This window comes from Nocardia aobensis NBRC 100429, from assembly GCF_000308375.1.
Classification (GTDB): domain Bacteria; phylum Actinomycetota; class Actinomycetes; order Mycobacteriales; family Mycobacteriaceae; genus Nocardia; species Nocardia aobensis.
On sequence record NZ_BAFQ01000142.1, the window covers coordinates 44,515 to 61,676 of the forward strand.

Here is a 17,162-nt window from a genome sequence, read left to right on the forward strand (position 1 = left end):
CGGCGCAGATCGGAATACGCCGGAGGTATCGAAGTGGCGAAATGCGGTACGAATCGCCTCGCGCTGGGATCGGCGCGATGAGCGGCGAACGGGTGTCGCCGCTGCTGCGCGTCGAGCAGCGCACGGAAGGTTCGGCCGTGGTCGTGACCGTGGCCGGTGAGGTGGACATGAACTCCGCGCCGGAGCTGCAATCGGCCCTCGACCAGGCGTTGCAGGACGAGCCCACCGCCGTGGTGCTGGACATGACCGAGGTCGGTTTCCTCGGGTCGGCCGGGCTGAGTGTGCTGCTCGCCAGTTCCCAGTCCACCGCGACGGGGAGCCTGCGGGTGGTCGCGTCGCCCGCGGTGCGGCGCCCGATCGAGGTGACCTCGCTGGACGCGTTGCTGCGGCTGTTCCCGACCGTCGCGGACGCGCTGGCCGCGCCGGAGCAGACCACCTCGGCCTGATCCGGCGCCCGTCCGGCGCGTTTCTCGCCGTCGGCTTCATCGCTGACGTGGCAACCGGACGACCTGAACGAAGAATTCGTCGATGTGCTTGATCGCGGCGATGAATTGATCCAGGTCGACCGGTTTGGTCACATAGGCGTTGGCGTGCAGCCGATAACTGCGCAGAATGTCCTCTTCGGCCGCCGAGGTGGTGAGCACCACCACCGGAATATGGCTGAGGTCGGGATCGGATTTGATCTTTTCCAGAACTTGGCGGCCGTCGTATTTCGGCAGGTTCAGATCGAGCAGAATCAGATCGGGCCGCGGCGCCTGCGCGAATTCCCCCTGCCGGTAGAGGAAGTCGAGCGCCTCCTGGCCGTCGCGGGCGACGTGCAGCGTATTGCCGATCTTGTTGTCCTCGAACGCCTCCCGCGTCATCAGCTCGTCGCCGGGGTCGTCCTCCACGAGCAGGATGTCGATGGGCTGGCTCACCGGTGCGGTCATGCGTCGGCTCCTTCGGATACGGGTTCGATCAGTGCGGGGGCGGCGGCCTCGGTCGCCAGGGTGAAGCGGAACCGGGCGCCGCCGGTGTACTCGGTGTCGATCCACAGGTCCCCGCCGTGGTATTCGACGATCTTCTTGCACAGCGCCAGGCCGATCCCGGTGCCGCCGTAGTCCTCCCGATTGTGCAGGCGCTGGAAGATCACGAAGACCTTGTCCGCAAATTCCGGCGCGATGCCGATCCCGTTGTCGGACACCGAGAATCGCCATTCGTCGGGCTCATCGCCCGGCTCGCACTCGATGCGCACCACCGGCGCGGTGCCGGGGGTGCGGAATTTCACGGCATTGCCGATGAGGTTCTGCCACAACATGGTGAGCAGGGTCGGCTGGCCCGCGACCTCGGGCATCCGCTCCGGACGCTCGATCACCGCGCCGGATTCCTCGATCGCGCCGGACAGGTTGTCCAATGCCGAATCCAGGGCGCCGTCCAGTGCCACCATCTCGTTGCCCTCGATCACCCGGCCCACGCGCGAGAAGGTCAGCAGATCGTTGATCAGCCGCTGCATCCGCTTGGCGCCGTCGACGGCGTAGTCGATGTACTGTTTGGCCCGCTCGTCGAGCTGATCGCCGTAGCGTTTCTCCAGCAGCTGACAGAACGCGGCGACCTTGCGCAGCGGTTCCTGCAGGTCGTGGGAGGCGACGTAGGCGAACTGCTCCAGTTCGGCATTGGAGCGGCGCAGCTGCACCGTCTGGCGATCCAGATCGTCGGCCTGCCGCGCGAGCAGGTCCTCCTGTGCGCGCGAGGACCCCAGTTCGGAGACGATGCGCACGCGCATCTCCTCCACCGCCTCGGCGACGGTCGCCAGGTCGGCCGGTCCGTGCGCCTCGATGTGATGATCGAATTCGCCTGCCGAAACCCGCCGGGACGCCTCGGTGAGCTCGTCGAGCGGCCGGGCGACCAGCCGCCGGATCAGCACGGTCAGCGCCAGGCCGGTGAGCAGGATGAGGACGACCACCGCGATCAGCACACCGTCGCGCAGGGAACGCGCGTTGTCGAGGTCGTGGCGGTCCTGGGCGATCGCGGCCGCCGAGTCCGCGTTCTGCGTGGCGAACTTCGCGCGGATCTCGTCGAACAGGGCCTTGCCCCGCGTGACCATGGCGGCGGATTCGGCCGGCGACACCTTGCCCGCCGCCGCGATCATCGGCTGCACGTATTCGGTACGCCAGCGCTGAGCGGCAGCCTCGACGGCGTCCAGATCGCCGAGCAGCGTGGTGTGGCCGGCGGCCACCTCACGCAAGCGCCCCGCGGCGGCGGCCTCGTCGGTGACGCCCCGGTTGTAGGGCTGCAGGAACTGCTCGTCGGCCGAGATGGCGTAGCCGCGCAGGCCGGTTTCCTGGTTGATCAGGGCGGCCTGGAGCCGATAGGCCTCGGTCGCGGCGGGCTGGGCGCGATCGAGCAGCCGGTCTTCGATGGAGTCGGTGCGGGAGATCATCTGCGCGGCGGCGATCGCACCGGCGATCACCACCACGAGCATCAGGGCGAGGACCAGCTGAAACCACATCTGTGCGGTGAGCCGGCCGACGATCCCCTCACGGTGTCGGACGTCGTTCACCGGACCCACTCACCCCCGTGCCAGCGCAGATAGACGATCGCCAGATCGTCGTCGAGTCCTCCGGCCGGGGCGGCCGCGGATTCGACCTGACCCAGCAATTCATCGAGATAGCGTGCGGGCTGTTCGACCGACACGCCCTTAGCCATCGCCAGCAGGCCGTCCTCACCGAGCCAGTTACCCGTGCCGGTGCGCACCTCGAACAGGCCGTCGGTGAACAGCACCAACCCGGTACCGGCGGGAACGGTCACCTCGGTGACCGGCCAGTCCGCGCGCCCCGGCATGAAGCCCAGGGCCGGTCCGCCCGGCACCTCCAGCCATTCGGTACCGGTCGGCGAATGGACGAGCATGCCGGGGTGACCGGCCCGGATCACCTCGACCGCGCCTCGACCCGGCGGGGCGTAGAGCGTAGTGAGCGTGGCGAACGTCTGCGGGCCGGTGCGCTCGGCGACCAGCACCTCCTCCAGCAGTTGCAGCTGGCGAGGTCCGGTGATTCCGCTGAATACCAGTGTGCGCCAAGCCAATCGCAGGCCCACGCCGATCGCGGCCTCGTCCGGGCCATGGCCGGCCACATCGCCGATCAGCGCGTGCACCGTACCGTCGTCCTCCTGGACGACGTCGTAGAAATCGCCGCCGAGCAGCGAATGCGCGCGACCGGGGCGATACCGCGAGACCACATCGACTATCGGCGCACCGCGCAACAGCGGCTTGGGGAGCAGCCCGCGTTCCAGGCGCGCGTTCTCCTGGGCGCGCATGGTGCTCGCGCGCAGGGCCGCGGTGGTGCGCTCGGCCTGTTTGCGCTGGATCGCATACCGCACAGCCCGGCCGAACCACTCTGGCTCGACCCGGCCCTTCACCAGATAGTCCTGCGCGCCGGCCGCCATCGCGGCCAGCCCGGTCTGTTCCTCGTCCAGACCGGTCATCACCACGACCGCGACCTGATCGGTGTATTCCCGCAACCGCGCGAGCGCGTCCAGGCCATGGGAATCGGGCAGATTCAGATCGAGCAGCACGCAGTCGGGCAGGCCCGCGGCCAGCCACGCGCCCGCTTCGGCGAGCGAGCGCACATGTTCCAGGCGCACGCCGGGCGCCCCGTCGGCGACGAGTTCCTCGACCAGCAGGGCATCACCCGGGTCGTCTTCGACCAGCAGGATCGTCTGCCCGAGCGGCGACCCGGTACCCAGCGGCGTGACGCCGTCGAGGGGTGGCCGCACGGTGGAGCCGCTGCTCTCGTCTCGAACGGATGCGGAATTCGGACCCTCGGACGAGTGGCCCGCGGAACGGCTGGATACATCGCGAAACCGCGGGGTCTGTTCCGTCACCGCGACCGTGTGGGGGCGCGGAGCGCCGTCGATGCGACGAATGCGCACGGTGTCGGCCCGCAGCGCAACGGCTACATCGGACCGCGACGAGGGAACAGCAACCGTGCCTGGGACGGCACGCTTCGACAATGCTGCCTCCGATCAAACGAAGTGGCGGCCCGAGCGCACGCCGACTTGCTCAGCGGCCCGTTTTTCGACCGTGAGGCTTGCCGATCCTATCGGACCCCGCCCGAACACGCTGCGCGCACCGGGGGGCAGGCCACGATCAGGACGTCGCGTCGGCACCGGCACGAGGCCGGAGAAGAGGCTGATGTACAACAGTTTTCGCGACGAGAGGCGCCGCCCCGCGCAGGGCGGCAGCGGTGCGCCGAACGCGCAATTTCGCCGTCCATACCGCGACCACCGCCGCATGCACCGCGATGACGATCAGTGATACCGAGCCGATCACCATGAGCAACGCAACCACGACTGTCCCGGTCCTCTCGAGTTGGATGTCCTGTGTACCGACGACAAGATGCCCCGAAACCCTCATATCAAACAGATAACGCGCGCGGGGCACGTCACATCCCTCCCGACCTGGTGTAACACTCGACCACAACACAGCGGATACTGTGAGGGTGAGTACGGAACAGTCGCCGCGCATCGCGCCGCTCGCCCCCTTGACGAGCGCGCTCGGCACACAGCCCTGCGATCATGTCGGCTGGTTCCGATTCTGGTTCGACGATCAACGCTGGGAATGGTCGGACGAAGCGGCGCAGATGTACGGATATCCGAGCGCCGACACCGAACCCACCACCGAACTGCTCATGTCGCACAAACACCCGGACGACCGGGAGGAACTGGCGGCCAGCATCGCGGTCTCGGTGAAAACCGGCGAGCCGATCTGCGGTCAGCACCGCATCGTCGACACCGGCGGCGACACCCACGAGATCATCGTCGTCGGCGAACAGCTCACCGGCGACGACGGCACGGTGGTCGGGGCCAGCGGATATTTCGTCGACGTCACCGAGACCATCGCCGAGGAGCGCAACGATGCCCTCTCGGAGGTGCTACCCGAGGTGATCGAGTCGCGCGCGGTGATCGAACAGGCCAAAGGTGCGCTGACGCTGGCCTACGGCATCAGCCCCGAACAGGCGTTCCGCGTGCTGAGCTGGCGTTCCCAGGAGACCAACACCAAGCTGCGGGATCTGGCCGCGCAGTTCGTGCACGAGTTCCGCCGGCTCAACGGCGAGAACACCGCCCTGCGCAGTCGCGTCGACCACATCGTCCTGACCGCCCACCGCCTCATCCCGCACGACTGAGCGCCGGTCGATCTCTCGGTGCGGTCAGGAGACCGCGTCGGAGACGACGATCTCACGGGTCGGGCCGGTGCCGATGGCCGTCACGTGGGCGTCGATGCGCACTTCGGTACGGCCGCGAATGGCGCGATCGCAGCGCTCGGCCAGGTCATGGCGGTCACTGCCCGGTCCCTCGATCGGCAGCAGGACGAGTTCGGCGACGACACCCTTGGCGCGCAGGACGCGGCGGGCCGAGTCGAGGAAGGTATCGACGCCGACGAAGCCGGGGACCGTCGACGTCTCGCCGGTGTGGTCCAGATAGCGCAGCCGGATCGGCTGCACCGGCGTGGCGGTGTCGACCGCGGCCTGGAACAGGGCGGGGCGTAGCCGGCCGTGGGCCCGGCCACACCAGGTGGTGCCCTCGGGGAACATGGCGACCCGCTCCCCCGCCGCCAGCCGCGCCGACATCGCCGCGATCACCTCGGGCAACTGCCGCAACCGCTCCCGATCGATCGGGATCACGCGCATGAGCCGGGCCAGCTGCCCCAGCACCGGCCACGACACCAGATCACCGCGGGCCACGAAGCCCATCGGCGAGACCGCCGCCAACGCCAGCACGTCGGCCCATCCGACGTGCCCGGCCACTACCAGCAGACCGCGTCCGGAATCCGCCGTAGCGCCACCGCGTTCGTCGACGATCCGCAATCCGATTCCGCAGCAACGCAATGCCGCCCGTGCATACCGCCGATGCAGCCCCGTCCGGCGGGCGGGCGGAGTCGCCACGTTGACCACGGGAAACGCCACCAGCAACCCCACCACGCCCAGCAGCCGCACCGCACTTCGCACCGCACCCGCGGTGTCCGGCGCCGCCACACAGCCGGCCCCACACGGACTCGCGGGCATCCACGCGTGGACCGCCGGCGCATCGGCCGCTGTCGCCGCGGCTCGTTCACTGGATGTGGACGTGGCGGGTTCGAGAACAGCCGCGTCGCTTCGCAAATCCGTTGTCTCGGTCATCGTGTTCCTCCGCCGGTATCGCGGGCCCGCGCGGCATCGGCTTCCGATGCGCGGGCGTCTGTGCCTTCCGCCGCACGAGCGTCCATGGCTCCCGCGGCGCTCTGCAGCCGTTCCAGGTAGCGGGTGTTGATGGTTTCCAAGCCGAGGAGGGCGACGAAATCCGCGACGCCGAAATCCGGGTCATGGGCCGGTTCACCGCAGATCTCGGCGCCCAGGCGCAGATAACCGCGCAGCAGCGGGGGAAGTTTCGGCCGGGCCGGGGCGGCCAGTTCGTCGAGGCCGCGGCCGTCGACCACGACCGGGCGGTAGGGGCGCACGCGGCGAGCCGGATCGCCGGCGTGCTTGCTCAGCAACAGATCCCGGACCGCGGCCACGTTGGCCCCGGGCGGATCGGCGGGGGTGTCGCGCATCGGCACCGAGACGCAGCCCATCACCCAGTCGTAGCCGGTGAGCTGGATGTAGTGCAGGATTCCGGCCCACATCAGCGTCAGCACCGAGCCGTTGCGATGGTCCGGAACCACACAGGCGCGGCCCATTTCGACGATCCGGCGCCCCTCGGGATCCATGGCGCTCAGATCGAATTCGGTCGCCGTGTAGTAGCCGCCGGCCGCGCGCACCTTGTCCGGCGGCAGCATCCGATAGCAGCCGACGAAGTCGCCGGATGCCTCGTCGCGGACCAGCAGATGGTCGCAGTGCTCGTCGAACCGGTCGGCGTCCAGGCCCTCGGCACTGAAGGGAATGTCGAATCCGGGTTCGCCGGCGAACACCCGGTAGCGCAGCCGCTGCGCGGCGCGGCGATGGTCGAGATCGGAGGACACAACCAGGGAGTACTGTGGCGCCGCCACCCCTGGGCCTGTCGTGCGGGTCGGGTTCAGCACGGACGTTGGCGTCATGGTGTCGATGAAGCCAGTCCGATTCGGCGAGGCGGCGACGTTCGAGTGTCGAGCGAATGCCAGTCCGGTGAACGAGATCCCCGTCACACCGAACGTTCACTGCGTCGTTCCCCCGAGTTGGCCCACGCGCGGCGAAACCGCCGCGCCGGAGCACCGGCGCGGCGGCAGTGAGCAGAGTAGCGGTTCAGGCGTTCTCGCGGGCGAAGCTGCGAGCGCCGACCACCATCAGCGCGACGGCGACCGCCACCGTCAGGCCGGTACCGAGATAGACCTCGGTCACCCCGAAGTCACCGCGGAACAGCGCCCGCGCGGCCTCGACGGTGTGCTGGAACGGATTGATGTCGGCGACGATCCGCAGCCAGTGCGGCGCCAGACTCATCGGCAGCAGGATGCCCGACAGCAGCATCAGCGGCACCGAGACACTGTTCAGCACCGATGCCAGGGTGTCCTCCGAACGCGCCCACAGCGCCAGCGCATAGGACCCCGAGGCCAGCCCGGCCGCCATCACCGAGATCAGCAGCACCGAGGCGATCAGCCCGAAAACGTTGGGGCGCAAGGAGAATGCCCCCATCGCGACCGCGACCAGGACCAGCGCCTGCACGATCAGCACGACCATATCCTTGAGCACCCTGCCCACCAGCAGCGCGCCCCGATTGGCCGGGGTGACGCGCTGGCGTTCGATCACGCCGGCCCGCAGTTCCTGCACCATCGCGAACCCCGCGAACATGGACCCGAACAGCCCGACCTGAATCACCAGTGCCGGCGTCAGCACCTTCCAGGGGTCGGTATCGGCGCCCAGCGCGGGTGCGATCGCCTTCACCAGCGGACCGAACAGCACCAGGTACAGCACGGGCTGACTCAATCCGATGATCACCCACACCGGATTGCGCAGCTGGGTGCGCAGTTGCGACCAGAACACCAGTCCGGTCTCCCGCGGAAAGCTCATTTTTCCTCCCGCAGCGAACGCCCGGTGACGGTGAGGAACACGTCGTCGAGGCTCGGTCGTTTCACGGTCAGCGCACCGGGCACGATGCCGTGCTCGTCCAGTGCGCGCAGCAGCGGCACCACGGCGGCATCGCCGCGCGCCACCGTCAGATGCACCAGTCCGTCGGCACGCAGTTTCGAGCGCAACTCCAGCACCGAATCGGCGATCTCGATCGCGAGATCCGCTTGCGCGTCGGCGATGTCGAGGCTGATCACATCGCCGGAGATCCGCTGTTTCAGCTCGTCCGGCGTACCGGAGGCGACGATGCCGCCGTGATCCATGACCAAGATCCGGTCGCACAGCGCGTCGGCTTCCTCCAGGTAGTGCGTGGTGAGCACGATCGTCGTGCCCTCGGACCGCAACCGCCGCACGTGGTCCCAGAGGTTCGCGCGGCTCTGCGGGTCCAGTCCGGTGGTCGGCTCGTCCAGGTAGACCAGCCGCGGCCGATGCACCAGGCCGAGTGCGATATCGACCCGGCGGCGCTGCCCGCCGGACAGTTCGCGGCAGCGGCGACGGCCGAGTCCGTCGAGTTCCAGCGTCCGCAGCAGATGTTCGGCACTCGCCGCCGCCTCGGCCTTGCTCAGGCCGAAAAGCCTTGCCTGCAGGACCAATTGGTCGATCACCAGTTCTTCGTCGTTGGTCATGCCGCCCTGGGCGACGTACCCGATGCGAGCGCGCACCTCGCGCGGGGCCCGGCGCAGATCGGCGTCGGCGATCTGCGCCTCGCCCGCGGTCGGCGCGAGCAGCGTCGCGATCATCCGCAGGGTGGTGGTCTTACCGGCGCCGTTGGGACCCAGTAACCCCACGATCTCGCCTTCGCGGACCTCGAAGTCCAAGCCGTTCACGGCCTGCACCGGTCCTGTTTTCGTCGTGAAGGTCCGTGCCAGCCCCCGCACTCGGATCGCCGAGGTGCGGGTGCGGTCACGAACGGTAACCATCGTTTCCATACCGCTCACGGTAGGAAGGACGGCTCAAATAGTCAAGCTTTACTATTCAGTCTTGATCAACTGCGGCTCCGACGTCGCCCTGCGGATGCTCGAAGAGGGTGTACGGTGCCGACGCCCAGACATCCAGCTCGCCGTTCTCGATGCGCTGCAAGGTTTTTCGCGACCACTCCAGGTCCGCGCGGGTATGGGCGGCGGCCAGCGCCACGGCGTCGGCCACGTGATACGGCTCGGTTTCGGTCGGATCGCCGCTGCCGGACAGGATCCGCTGCTCTTCCCGCTCGAAGTAGCCCAGATCGGCCTCGAACTTCAGGATGCGGCTGCGCAACGCCGCGATCACATCGCCGCGCGGCGCGAACGGGAACAACGCCACCGCGGCGTGATACGGATGTTTCGGCTGCTCGGCCGACCACAGACCCTCCCGGATCAGATCGGCGAGCACCTTCTCCCCCTCCGACGTCAGCCGATACGAGGTCCGTTCCGGTCGCGCGCCGTCCTGGCCCACGCCCTCGACGGCGATGAGCCCGTCGCGCTGCAGGGTGTTCAGCGCACCGTAGACCGAGCCGGGTTTGACGTTGGCCCACTCGTCGGCATGCCAGGACAGCAGCTCACGCCGCACGTCGTAACCGTGCACGGGTTGCAGCAGCCGCACCAGGGCCAGCACCAGCAGTCGAGTCGTCGGAACAGCCATACCGAAAATTCTGCCCTCGCCCCCCGGCGGCTGCCGCCGCGACCCGGCCGATCACAACGGGTTGTTCGGATCCCGTTCCGGCAGTGGACGTTCGGTGATCACCGGGCGGCCCAGCGGATTGCGGACCCGGCGCTTGGCGGCCTGATAGACCTGAATGGTCTCCGCCGCCACCACATCCCAGGCGAAATCGGCGGTCAGCCGATCGTGGGCCGCGTAGGCGCGCTGCTGGGCCGCGATCGGATCGTCGAGGACGGCCGTCACCGCCTCGACCAGTCCGGTCACATCCGCCGGTTCGAACGAGGCCCCGGTGACGCCGTCGATCACCAGCTCACCGAGCCCGCCCGCGGTGGAGGTCACCAGCGGCGTTCCGGCCGCCGCGGCCTCCAGGGCGACGATGCCGAAGGGCTCGTAGCGACTGGGCAGCACGATCGCGTCGGCGCCGTGCAGCCAGCCCAGCAGTTCCGCGTGGTCCAGGCGCCCGGCGAAATTCACCGCCCGCGCTACCCGGTGTACCCGTGCGCGCTCGCGCAACCATTCGAACTGCGTGCCCACACCCGCGATGGTCAGCGTGGCGCCCGGATGCGCGCGCCGGATCCGCGGCAGCGCGGCGATGGCGTCCTGGACGCCCTTCTCGTATTCGAGGCGGCCCACGTACAGCAGTCGCGGCGGGCCCGACCGCGGCGCCCGATCGCGAAATGTCCAGGCCCCCACGTCGATTCCGTTGCGGATCACCGTCACCGGCACCAGTTCGGGACCGTAGAGTTTTTCCACCTCGTCCTGCATCGAGGCCGAACAGGTGATGAGGGCGTCGGATTCGCGAGCCAGCCACCATTCGACCGAATGGACCTGCTTGTTGACCCGGCCCGAAACCCAGCCGCTGTGCCGGCCCGCCTCGGTGGCGTGGATGGTGGAGACCAGCGGCACGTCGTAGTACTCGGCCAGGGCGATCGCTGAATGCGCGACCAGCCAGTCGTGGGCGTGCACCACATCCGGCGTCCAGCCCTCGGCGATACCCGGTTTGCTCAGCGCGATACCGGCGCGGACCATCGCGTGCCCCATGGCCAGGGTCCAGGCGAGCATGTCCTCGCCGAAGTCGAAGGCGGGCGGATCCTCGGCGACCGCGACCACCAGCACCCGTTCCTCGATGAAGGTGTGCGTGGGATGGGTCGTGGCGTCGGTGCCCATCGGCCGGCGCGCCAGAACGACGACCTCGTGACCGGCGGCCGCCAGTTCGACGGCCAGATGATGGACGTGCCGGCCGAGCCCACCGACAACTACCGGTGGGTACTCCCACGACACCATCAAGATCTTCATGCCGGTCCTTCTGTTGCTCCCGCCGAGCGGTGACCGACTGCGGGGATGTCCGTACCGCGTGCGTCGAGTCGTCGCGCGTCGAGAGCGGGGAAGAATCCGTCGGCCGCGTACCATCCTGCCGCCAACTGCCGTGCTTTGGCGAGTTGGCCCGCGGTGACGGCCGCGGCGATCTCGCGGACGGCGTGCGCGTGCTGATGCGCGCGATCGCGGGCGTATCCGGCCGCCGAGTCCTTGCTGACCATGAACGCCCAGTCGCTGGACACCGCCAGAATCGCCTCGCGCAGCAGCTGATCGGCGACCGGATCCCGCAGACCGTCGGACTGCGCGGCCATCTTGTCCAGCGTGTCCAGGGCCGCGCGCACGATCTCGGCATTGAGGTCGACCAGGTCGCGGACCTGATCGCCGGCCCACACCCGCCAGTCCTTCCCCGACCCCCACGACGAATCGGCCAGCTCGACCGGTGCGCCGACGAATCCGTCCGCCCGGGCATCGGCCAGGGTGCCGACGGTGACGCCGGCCTCGGGCAGGGCGCGCAGCACCTGTTCCAGCCACTGCGGCCCCTCGTGCCACCAGTGGCCGAACAGTTCGGTGTCGAAGGCCGCCACCACCAGCGCCGGCCGGCCGATCCGCTCGGATTCGGTGATCAGCCGCTCGCGCACGGTCGCCACGAAATCGGCGACATCGCGTTCGATCGCCGCCGCGGCGGCCGCGGGATCATAGGGCGCCTTGTCCGGACCGGCGACCTGCTTGCCGGTGACGCGCGCCGGCTTGAGGCCGGTCTCGTGGTCGTAGTGGTGGAAGTCGCGGTAGTGGGCCTGGCCCGGATAGCCCGATTTCGGCGACCACACCCGATAGCTGACCTGCAGATCCCGTCCGAACGCGACCACATCGCTGTCCCACACGGGCCGGCCGAGGGTGGTGTCGCCGCGCAGCGCCGGACCGTCGACCATGAAATGCGTCACACCCGCCGCGGCATAGCCCTGTTCCATCCCCGGAGTGAAGCCACATTCCGGCGCCCAGATCCCCGCCGGGGTGTGTCCCCAGCGATGCCGCGCATCGGCCAGACCTTCGCGCAACTGGAAGTCGCGCAGGCGTGAATCGAGCAGCGGCTGGAACGGATGCGCCAGCGGACCGCCCAGCAGCTCGATCGCCTCGGCATCGATCAGTTCCCGCCACACCGGCGAGCCGCCGTGCCGCCACCGCTGCTCGAAGTCGGCGAGCGCCTCGACGGCCAGTGCGTGTTCGTAGCCGCCCAGTTCGCGCTTGCCGGCCATCGATGCCTCGTCGGCACGCATCTGCCAGTTCCCCAGCCAGTGGTGCATGGCCGCGAGCGCGTGCGGATCGTCGAGCTGCGCGGCCAGCACCGGCGTGATGCCGAAGCTGATCAGGTGCGAACGTCCTTCCGCGGCAAGGGTTCTCAATACCCGGGCAACGGGCAGATAGGACGCCGCCCACGATTGATACAGCCATTCCTCACCCACCGGCCAGCGGCCGTGGTGCACCAGCCAGGGCAGATGGGAATGCAGGACCAGGCTGAACCGGCCCGGCACCGCCCGCGAATCGCTCACGGCTTCACCGCGATGGCGACCAGATCGAGGCTGGCATCGATATCCGGATCCCACGCCGGGACGACCGGACCGGGCGCCGGGCGCAGCTCGAAATCGTCGGTGCGCACCCCGGCCACCGCCGCGGTGAGTTCGGCGGGCCAGGGCTCACCGGCCAGCGCCCGTTCGATCTGCGCGTCGATGAACGAGCCGCCCCACTGTTCGTCTAGGGCGACCAGCGCCGGGCCGTGGTGGATACCGGCCATCACGTCGACGCGGAATCCGGCCTGCTCCAGCAGTTCCGCGAGTTCGGCGGCGTTCAGCTCGCGAGTGTGGAAGGGGTTCAGCGGCGTATCGCGCCCGGGCGAGAAGGTGATCCGGTTCGGCGTGCTGATCAGCAGCTGCCCGCCGGGACGCAGCACCCGCAGGCATTCACGCAGGAATTGACCCTGATCCCAGAGATGTTCGATGACCTGGAAGTTCACCACCACATCGACCGAGGCGTCGTCGAGCGGCAGTTCGGCGAGATTGCCCTGGATCATCTCGACCCGGGGATAGGCCGCGCGCACGTGTTCCACCGCGCTGGTGTCGTAGTCCAGCCCGATCACCCGGGTGGCGACGTCGGCGATCATGTTCGCGCCGTAGCCCTCGCCGGAACCCGCCTCCAGAACCGTTGCCCCGCCGCAGCGTTCGAGCAGGCGCGCGTAGACGATCTCGTGTCGGCGGAACCAGTAGTTCTCCTCCGCGATACCCGGCACGGTCCGTTCGCCGGTCAGTGGCAGCGACTCCACCCCGGCAGACTCCCCGCTCACCGGGGAGACGACAGCCTCACTCATTGGATCGACGTTAGCGGTTGCCTGTATCACACCGGCGCCCGGACCGGCCATGGAGAACATCACACCCTAAGTTACCCGTGAGTAACTTAATGTAGGGTAATCTCCCGGACGGAGCTTTAGATGTGACGGAGCTTTTCATGTGGACGTACGGCCACCCGATCGTGCGACCCCACCTCACGTGCCACCAGAACAGGAGGTCGACGAAGACCAATGCCGAACATCGTCGTACTGATCAAGCAGGTTCCCGACACCTGGTCCGAGCGCAAGCTCAGCGATGGTGACTACACCCTCGACCGGGAGGCCGCCGACGCGATCCTGGACGAGATCAACGAGCGTGCCGTCGAAGAGGCTCTGCTGATCAAGGAAGCCCAGGGCGGCGAGGTCACCGTTCTCGCCATGGGTCCCGAGCGTGCCACCGAGGCCATCCGCAAGGCGCTGTCCATGGGTGCCGACAAGGCCATCCACGTCAAGGACGACGCCATCCACGGCTCCGACGCCGTGCAGACCGCGTGGGTGCTCGCCGGTGCGCTGGGCCAGATCGAAGGCATCGAGCTCGTCATCGCCGGTAACGAGGCCACCGACGGCCGCGCCGGCGCCGTGCCGGCCATCATCGCCGAGTACCTGGGCATCCCGCAGCTCACCCACCTGCGCAAGCTGACCGTCGACGGCGACAAGATCTCCGGCGAGCGCGAGACCGACGAGGGCGTGTTCAAGCTCGAGGCGAACCTGCCCGCCATCGTCTCGGTCACCGAGAAGATCAACGAACCCCGCTTCCCCTCCTTCAAGGGCATCATGGCCGCGAAGAAGAAGGAAGTGCAGACGTTCACGCTGGCCGACCTGGGCATCGACCCGTCGACCGTCGGCGTGGGCAATGCCGGCACCGCAGTCTCCGGTGTCACCCCGAAGCCGCCGCGCACCGCGGGCGAGAAGGTCGTCGACGAGGGCGAGGGCGGCAACCAGGTCGCGCAGTACCTCATCGGCCAGAAGGTCATCTGAGCCCACCGAGCGCAATCACCACAGACTTCAGGAGAAGCAACATGGCAGAAGTACTCGTGCTCGTCGAGCACGCCGAAGGTGCCCCCAAGAAGGTCACCACCGAACTCCTCACCGCCGCCCGCACGCTGGGCACCCCGGCCGCGGTCGTGCTGGGTGCGCCCGGTACCGCCGACAAGCTGGCCGACGCGCTGACCTCGGCCGGTGCCGAGAAGATCTACGTCGCCGAGTCCGACGACGTCGAGGGCTTCCTGGTCACCCCGAAGGTCGACGTGCTGGCCGGTCTGGTCGAGTCGGCGTCGCCGGCCGCCGTGCTGGTCGCCGCGTCCGCCGAGGGCAAGGAGGTGTCGGGTCGCCTGGCCGCCCGCATCGGCTCGGGCCTGCTGGTCGACGTCATCGACGTCAAGTCCGACGGCACCGCCGTGCACTCGATCTTCGGTGGCGCGTTCACCGTGGACGCCAAGGCCACCGGCGACGTGCCGGTGATCTCGGTGCGCCCGGGCGCGATCGAGGCGGCCCCGCAGGCCGGCGCCGGCGAGAAGGTGACCGTCGAGGTTCCGGCTCAGGAAGAGGGCGTCACCAAGGTGACCTCCCGCGAGCCCGTCGCCGGTGGCGACCGTCCGGAACTCACCGAGGCCACCATCGTGGTCTCCGGTGGCCGCGGCGTCGGCAGCGAGGACAACTTCCACAAGGTCGTCGAGCCGTTGGCCGACGCGCTGGGTGCCGCGGTCGGCGCCTCGCGTGCCGCCGTCGACTCGGGCTACTACCCGGGCCAGTTCCAGGTCGGCCAGACCGGTAAGACCGTGTCGCCGCAGCTGTATGTGGCGCTTGGCATTTCGGGCGCGATCCAGCACCGCGCCGGCATGCAGACCTCGAAGACCATCGTCGCCGTCAACAAGGACGAAGAGGCGCCGATCTTCGAGATCAGCGACTACGGCATCGTGGGCGACCTGTTCAACGTCGCGCCGCAGCTGACCGAGGCGGTCAAGACCCACAAGGGCTGATCGAGACCCCTGCAGGGAGTACGGCTCGCCGAATCGGTACCTCGCGGTATCGGTTCGGCGAGCCGTCTGTGTTCGCGGAGTCAGTCCGGCGGACGCGGCGTCCGGTTCCCGCCGACGGTGATGCCGATGACGGTCGGTATGCACAGCGCGAGCCCCCACGGCACCTCGACCCAGAACGGCCAGAAGTATCCGGCGCCGGTGGCCAGCCAGATCACGACGCACAGGATGTTGACGAAGACCCACGGCGTCCACATGATCAGCACCCAGGGCGGTACCCGCCCGGCCCCGGCGGCGCCCGGCCGCTCCCGCACCGCCGGCAGATCCGACAGGATCGGCGACAACTCCCCGTAGGTGCGCGCGGCATAGACCTGCTGGACCCGGTCGTCGAATTCGGCGAGATTCAATCGCCCCTCGTTCATCGCCGAGCGCAATCGCTCGACGATCTCCTCCCGGTCCGCGTCCGAGGCCCGCACGTGCTCGTTTCCCACGGGCCAAGCCTAGAGGCGACCCTCGCCACGCGCCGGGGAACATCATCCGGAACCCTTACGGGCAGGCGGTAATCCGCTTGCGCTCCCCCGCCGCGCTCGGCAAGGCTGAGGCGGTGCCGACTCCGACCGGACCGCCGATCACGCTCCCACCCGAGGTCGTCGAGACCGTGAGCACGGTCTTCGGCGCGCGCGGACGGACCTGGCTCGCCGAACTTCCCGAGCGCGTCGAGACCCTGTGCGCGCTCTGGCAACTGACGCCGCTCGGCTCCGCGTTCGCCGGTGGCACCCATTCCTGTGCCGCTCCCGTCCGCCGCGCCGACGATTCGGTGGCGGTGCTGAAGATTCCGGTGGTCGACGAGGAGAACGTGGGCGAGGCGGCCGGACTGTACTGCTACGACGGCGACGGAGCGGTCCGCCTGTACGACTACGACCCCGGCAGCGGCGCCCTGCTGCTCGAGTGGGCGCGGCCGGGTACGCCACTGCTGGCACAGCCCGGATTCCCCAGTCTGGAAGGTTTGCCGGAACACGCGGACAAGGTCGATCGGGCCTGCCGCTTGTATCGGCGTCTGCGCCGCCCTCCGGTCGCGCTTCCCGACGGCTATCCGGACATTCCCAGCGTTTCCGCCGTGATCGCCGACTGGACGGTCCGCTTCGAACAGCCGAAACCCGAACTGGTCCACGCCGTTCCGTCCACCCTCCTGGACGCCGCGACGGCTCACTGCGCCGAACTGTCCCGGCCGCAGGAACCGCTGGTCGTCGTCAATCGGGATACCCACCTGGGCAATATCGTTGCCGCCGAGCGGGAGCCGTGGCTGCTGATCGATCCGAAACCGTGTCTCGGCGAGGCCGCATTCGACGTCGGCTTCCTGATCATGATTCGGATTCAGCGCTTGCCGACCGCCGAGCACGCGAAACGAATGGTCGCCGCCACGGCCGCGGCCACCGGCGTCGACCCCGGACGAGCGTGGCGCTGGGCGTTTCTGCGGGCAATGGAGGAAATATCCTGGGCCGTCGATGATCACGCACCCGAAGACCTGCGGTTACACCTCGCCGTCGCCACCGCACTGCACGCCGTCGCGGCGTCTTTCGAGGTGAATCGAGGCCCGGTGAACCCGCCGAGTCCGAAACACCGGCGATGAACATATTCCCTACCGAGCCGTAGATAACGAATCGGTCGCTGCCACCCGGAATTGCTGCTATCTTTGCTGTCGTCGGGTGCTGGGGCCGATCGGGATCCTCCACCGGTAGGTCGATGGTGAATTCGCCTGTCCGGTAAGCGCTTCGAGGTCCCATTCAGGTTAGGTGCAGTATCATCCTG

The 17,162-nt window shown here is 68.6% G+C and carries 18 protein-coding genes; 5 read left to right on the plus strand and 13 right to left on the minus strand.

Annotation, left to right across the window (positions count from 1 at the left end):
- Window positions 1-77 precede the first annotated feature (77 nt).
- The gene (locus RJ03_RS18285) at window positions 78-446 is read left to right on the plus strand and encodes an STAS domain-containing protein (RefSeq protein ID WP_036504136.1); all 369 of its coding nucleotides are present in this window, start codon (window positions 78-80) and stop codon (window positions 444-446) included.
- A gap of 36 nt (window positions 447-482) precedes the next feature.
- On the opposite strand, the gene RJ03_RS18290 is transcribed toward RJ03_RS18285, so the two are convergent.
- The 4 genes from RJ03_RS18290 to RJ03_RS18305 form a co-directional block, all read right to left on the minus strand.
- Window positions 483-929 carry a response regulator gene (locus tag RJ03_RS18290; RefSeq protein ID WP_036504039.1) on the minus strand — a complete coding sequence of 149 codons (447 nt, stop codon included), beginning with the start codon at window positions 927-929 and terminating at the stop codon, window positions 483-485.
- Window positions 926-2,488 carry a sensor histidine kinase gene (locus RJ03_RS18295; RefSeq protein WP_051024846.1) on the minus strand — a complete coding sequence of 521 codons (1,563 nt, stop codon included), beginning with the start codon at window positions 2,486-2,488 and terminating at the stop codon, window positions 926-928. Before RJ03_RS18295 ends, RJ03_RS18290 begins: the two co-directional genes overlap by 4 nt.
- A 47-nt stretch (window positions 2,489-2,535) precedes the next feature.
- Window positions 2,536-3,750: a PP2C family protein-serine/threonine phosphatase gene (locus RJ03_RS18300; RefSeq protein ID WP_232329296.1), complete on the minus strand. Its 1,215-nt coding sequence runs from the start codon at window positions 3,748-3,750 to the stop codon at window positions 2,536-2,538.
- 373 nt (window positions 3,751-4,123) lie between these two features.
- Window positions 4,124-4,417 carry a hypothetical protein gene (locus tag RJ03_RS18305; protein WP_036504040.1) on the minus strand — a complete coding sequence of 98 codons (294 nt, stop codon included), beginning with the start codon at window positions 4,415-4,417 and terminating at the stop codon, window positions 4,124-4,126.
- Window positions 4,418-4,475: 58 nt separating this feature from the next.
- Between RJ03_RS18305 and RJ03_RS18310 the strand changes: the two genes are divergently transcribed.
- Complete coding sequence (locus RJ03_RS18310; protein WP_232329295.1) at window positions 4,476-5,159, plus strand: PAS and ANTAR domain-containing protein; 684 nt, start codon at window positions 4,476-4,478, stop codon at window positions 5,157-5,159.
- 24 nt (window positions 5,160-5,183) lie between these two features.
- On the opposite strand, the gene RJ03_RS18315 is transcribed toward RJ03_RS18310, so the two are convergent.
- From RJ03_RS18315 to RJ03_RS18350, 8 genes are all read right to left on the minus strand, one after another.
- On the minus strand, window positions 5,184-6,152 hold the full coding sequence (locus RJ03_RS18315; protein ID WP_245552319.1) for a lysophospholipid acyltransferase family protein: 969 nt from the start codon (window positions 6,150-6,152) through the stop codon (window positions 5,184-5,186).
- The gene (locus tag RJ03_RS18320) at window positions 6,149-7,045 is read right to left on the minus strand and encodes a GNAT family N-acetyltransferase (RefSeq protein WP_083871043.1); all 897 of its coding nucleotides are present in this window, start codon (window positions 7,043-7,045) and stop codon (window positions 6,149-6,151) included. Before RJ03_RS18320 ends, RJ03_RS18315 begins: the two co-directional genes overlap by 4 nt.
- Before the next feature lie 184 nt (window positions 7,046-7,229).
- Window positions 7,230-7,991 carry an ABC transporter permease gene (locus RJ03_RS18325; protein ID WP_036504043.1) on the minus strand — a complete coding sequence of 254 codons (762 nt, stop codon included), beginning with the start codon at window positions 7,989-7,991 and terminating at the stop codon, window positions 7,230-7,232.
- On the minus strand, window positions 7,988-8,977 hold the full coding sequence (locus RJ03_RS18330; RefSeq protein ID WP_083871015.1) for an ABC transporter ATP-binding protein: 990 nt from the start codon (window positions 8,975-8,977) through the stop codon (window positions 7,988-7,990). The genes RJ03_RS18325 and RJ03_RS18330 overlap by 4 nt, the downstream gene beginning before the upstream one ends.
- A gap of 46 nt (window positions 8,978-9,023) precedes the next feature.
- Window positions 9,024-9,665 carry a PadR family transcriptional regulator gene (locus RJ03_RS35100; protein ID WP_051024832.1) on the minus strand — a complete coding sequence of 214 codons (642 nt, stop codon included), beginning with the start codon at window positions 9,663-9,665 and terminating at the stop codon, window positions 9,024-9,026.
- A 51-nt stretch (window positions 9,666-9,716) separates the two neighbouring features.
- A complete protein-coding gene (locus tag RJ03_RS18340; RefSeq protein ID WP_036504044.1) occupies window positions 9,717-10,979 on the minus strand; it encodes a glycosyltransferase family 4 protein in 1,263 nt (420 codons plus the stop codon).
- Entirely contained in the window at window positions 10,976-12,547 is a 1,572-nt protein-coding gene (locus RJ03_RS18345; protein ID WP_051024833.1) for a 1,4-alpha-glucan branching protein domain-containing protein, read from the minus strand. The genes RJ03_RS18340 and RJ03_RS18345 overlap by 4 nt, the downstream gene beginning before the upstream one ends.
- Entirely contained in the window at window positions 12,544-13,359 is an 816-nt protein-coding gene (locus RJ03_RS18350) for a class I SAM-dependent methyltransferase (protein ID WP_036504045.1), read from the minus strand. Before RJ03_RS18350 ends, RJ03_RS18345 begins: the two co-directional genes overlap by 4 nt.
- Window positions 13,360-13,569: 210 nt before the next feature.
- Between RJ03_RS18350 and RJ03_RS18355 the strand changes: the two genes are divergently transcribed.
- Both RJ03_RS18355 and RJ03_RS18360 read left to right on the plus strand, forming a co-directional pair.
- Window positions 13,570-14,355, plus strand: a complete 786-nt coding sequence (locus tag RJ03_RS18355; protein WP_036504046.1) for an electron transfer flavoprotein subunit beta/FixA family protein — start codon at window positions 13,570-13,572, stop codon at window positions 14,353-14,355.
- Between the two features lie 41 nt (window positions 14,356-14,396).
- Window positions 14,397-15,356 carry an electron transfer flavoprotein subunit alpha/FixB family protein gene (locus RJ03_RS18360; RefSeq protein ID WP_036504049.1) on the plus strand — a complete coding sequence of 320 codons (960 nt, stop codon included), beginning with the start codon at window positions 14,397-14,399 and terminating at the stop codon, window positions 15,354-15,356.
- Between the two features lie 80 nt (window positions 15,357-15,436).
- Here RJ03_RS18360 and RJ03_RS18365 read toward each other — a convergent pair whose 3' ends face one another.
- Window positions 15,437-15,844 (minus strand): DUF1707 domain-containing protein, encoded by a 408-nt coding sequence (locus RJ03_RS18365; RefSeq protein WP_051024834.1) that lies wholly within the window; start codon window positions 15,842-15,844, stop codon window positions 15,437-15,439.
- 113 nt (window positions 15,845-15,957) lie between these two features.
- On the opposite strand from RJ03_RS18365, the gene RJ03_RS18370 reads away from it, so the two are divergent.
- The gene (locus tag RJ03_RS18370; RefSeq protein WP_063820404.1) at window positions 15,958-16,983 is read left to right on the plus strand and encodes an aminoglycoside phosphotransferase family protein; all 1,026 of its coding nucleotides are present in this window, start codon (window positions 15,958-15,960) and stop codon (window positions 16,981-16,983) included.
- Window positions 16,984-17,162 lie beyond the last annotated feature (179 nt).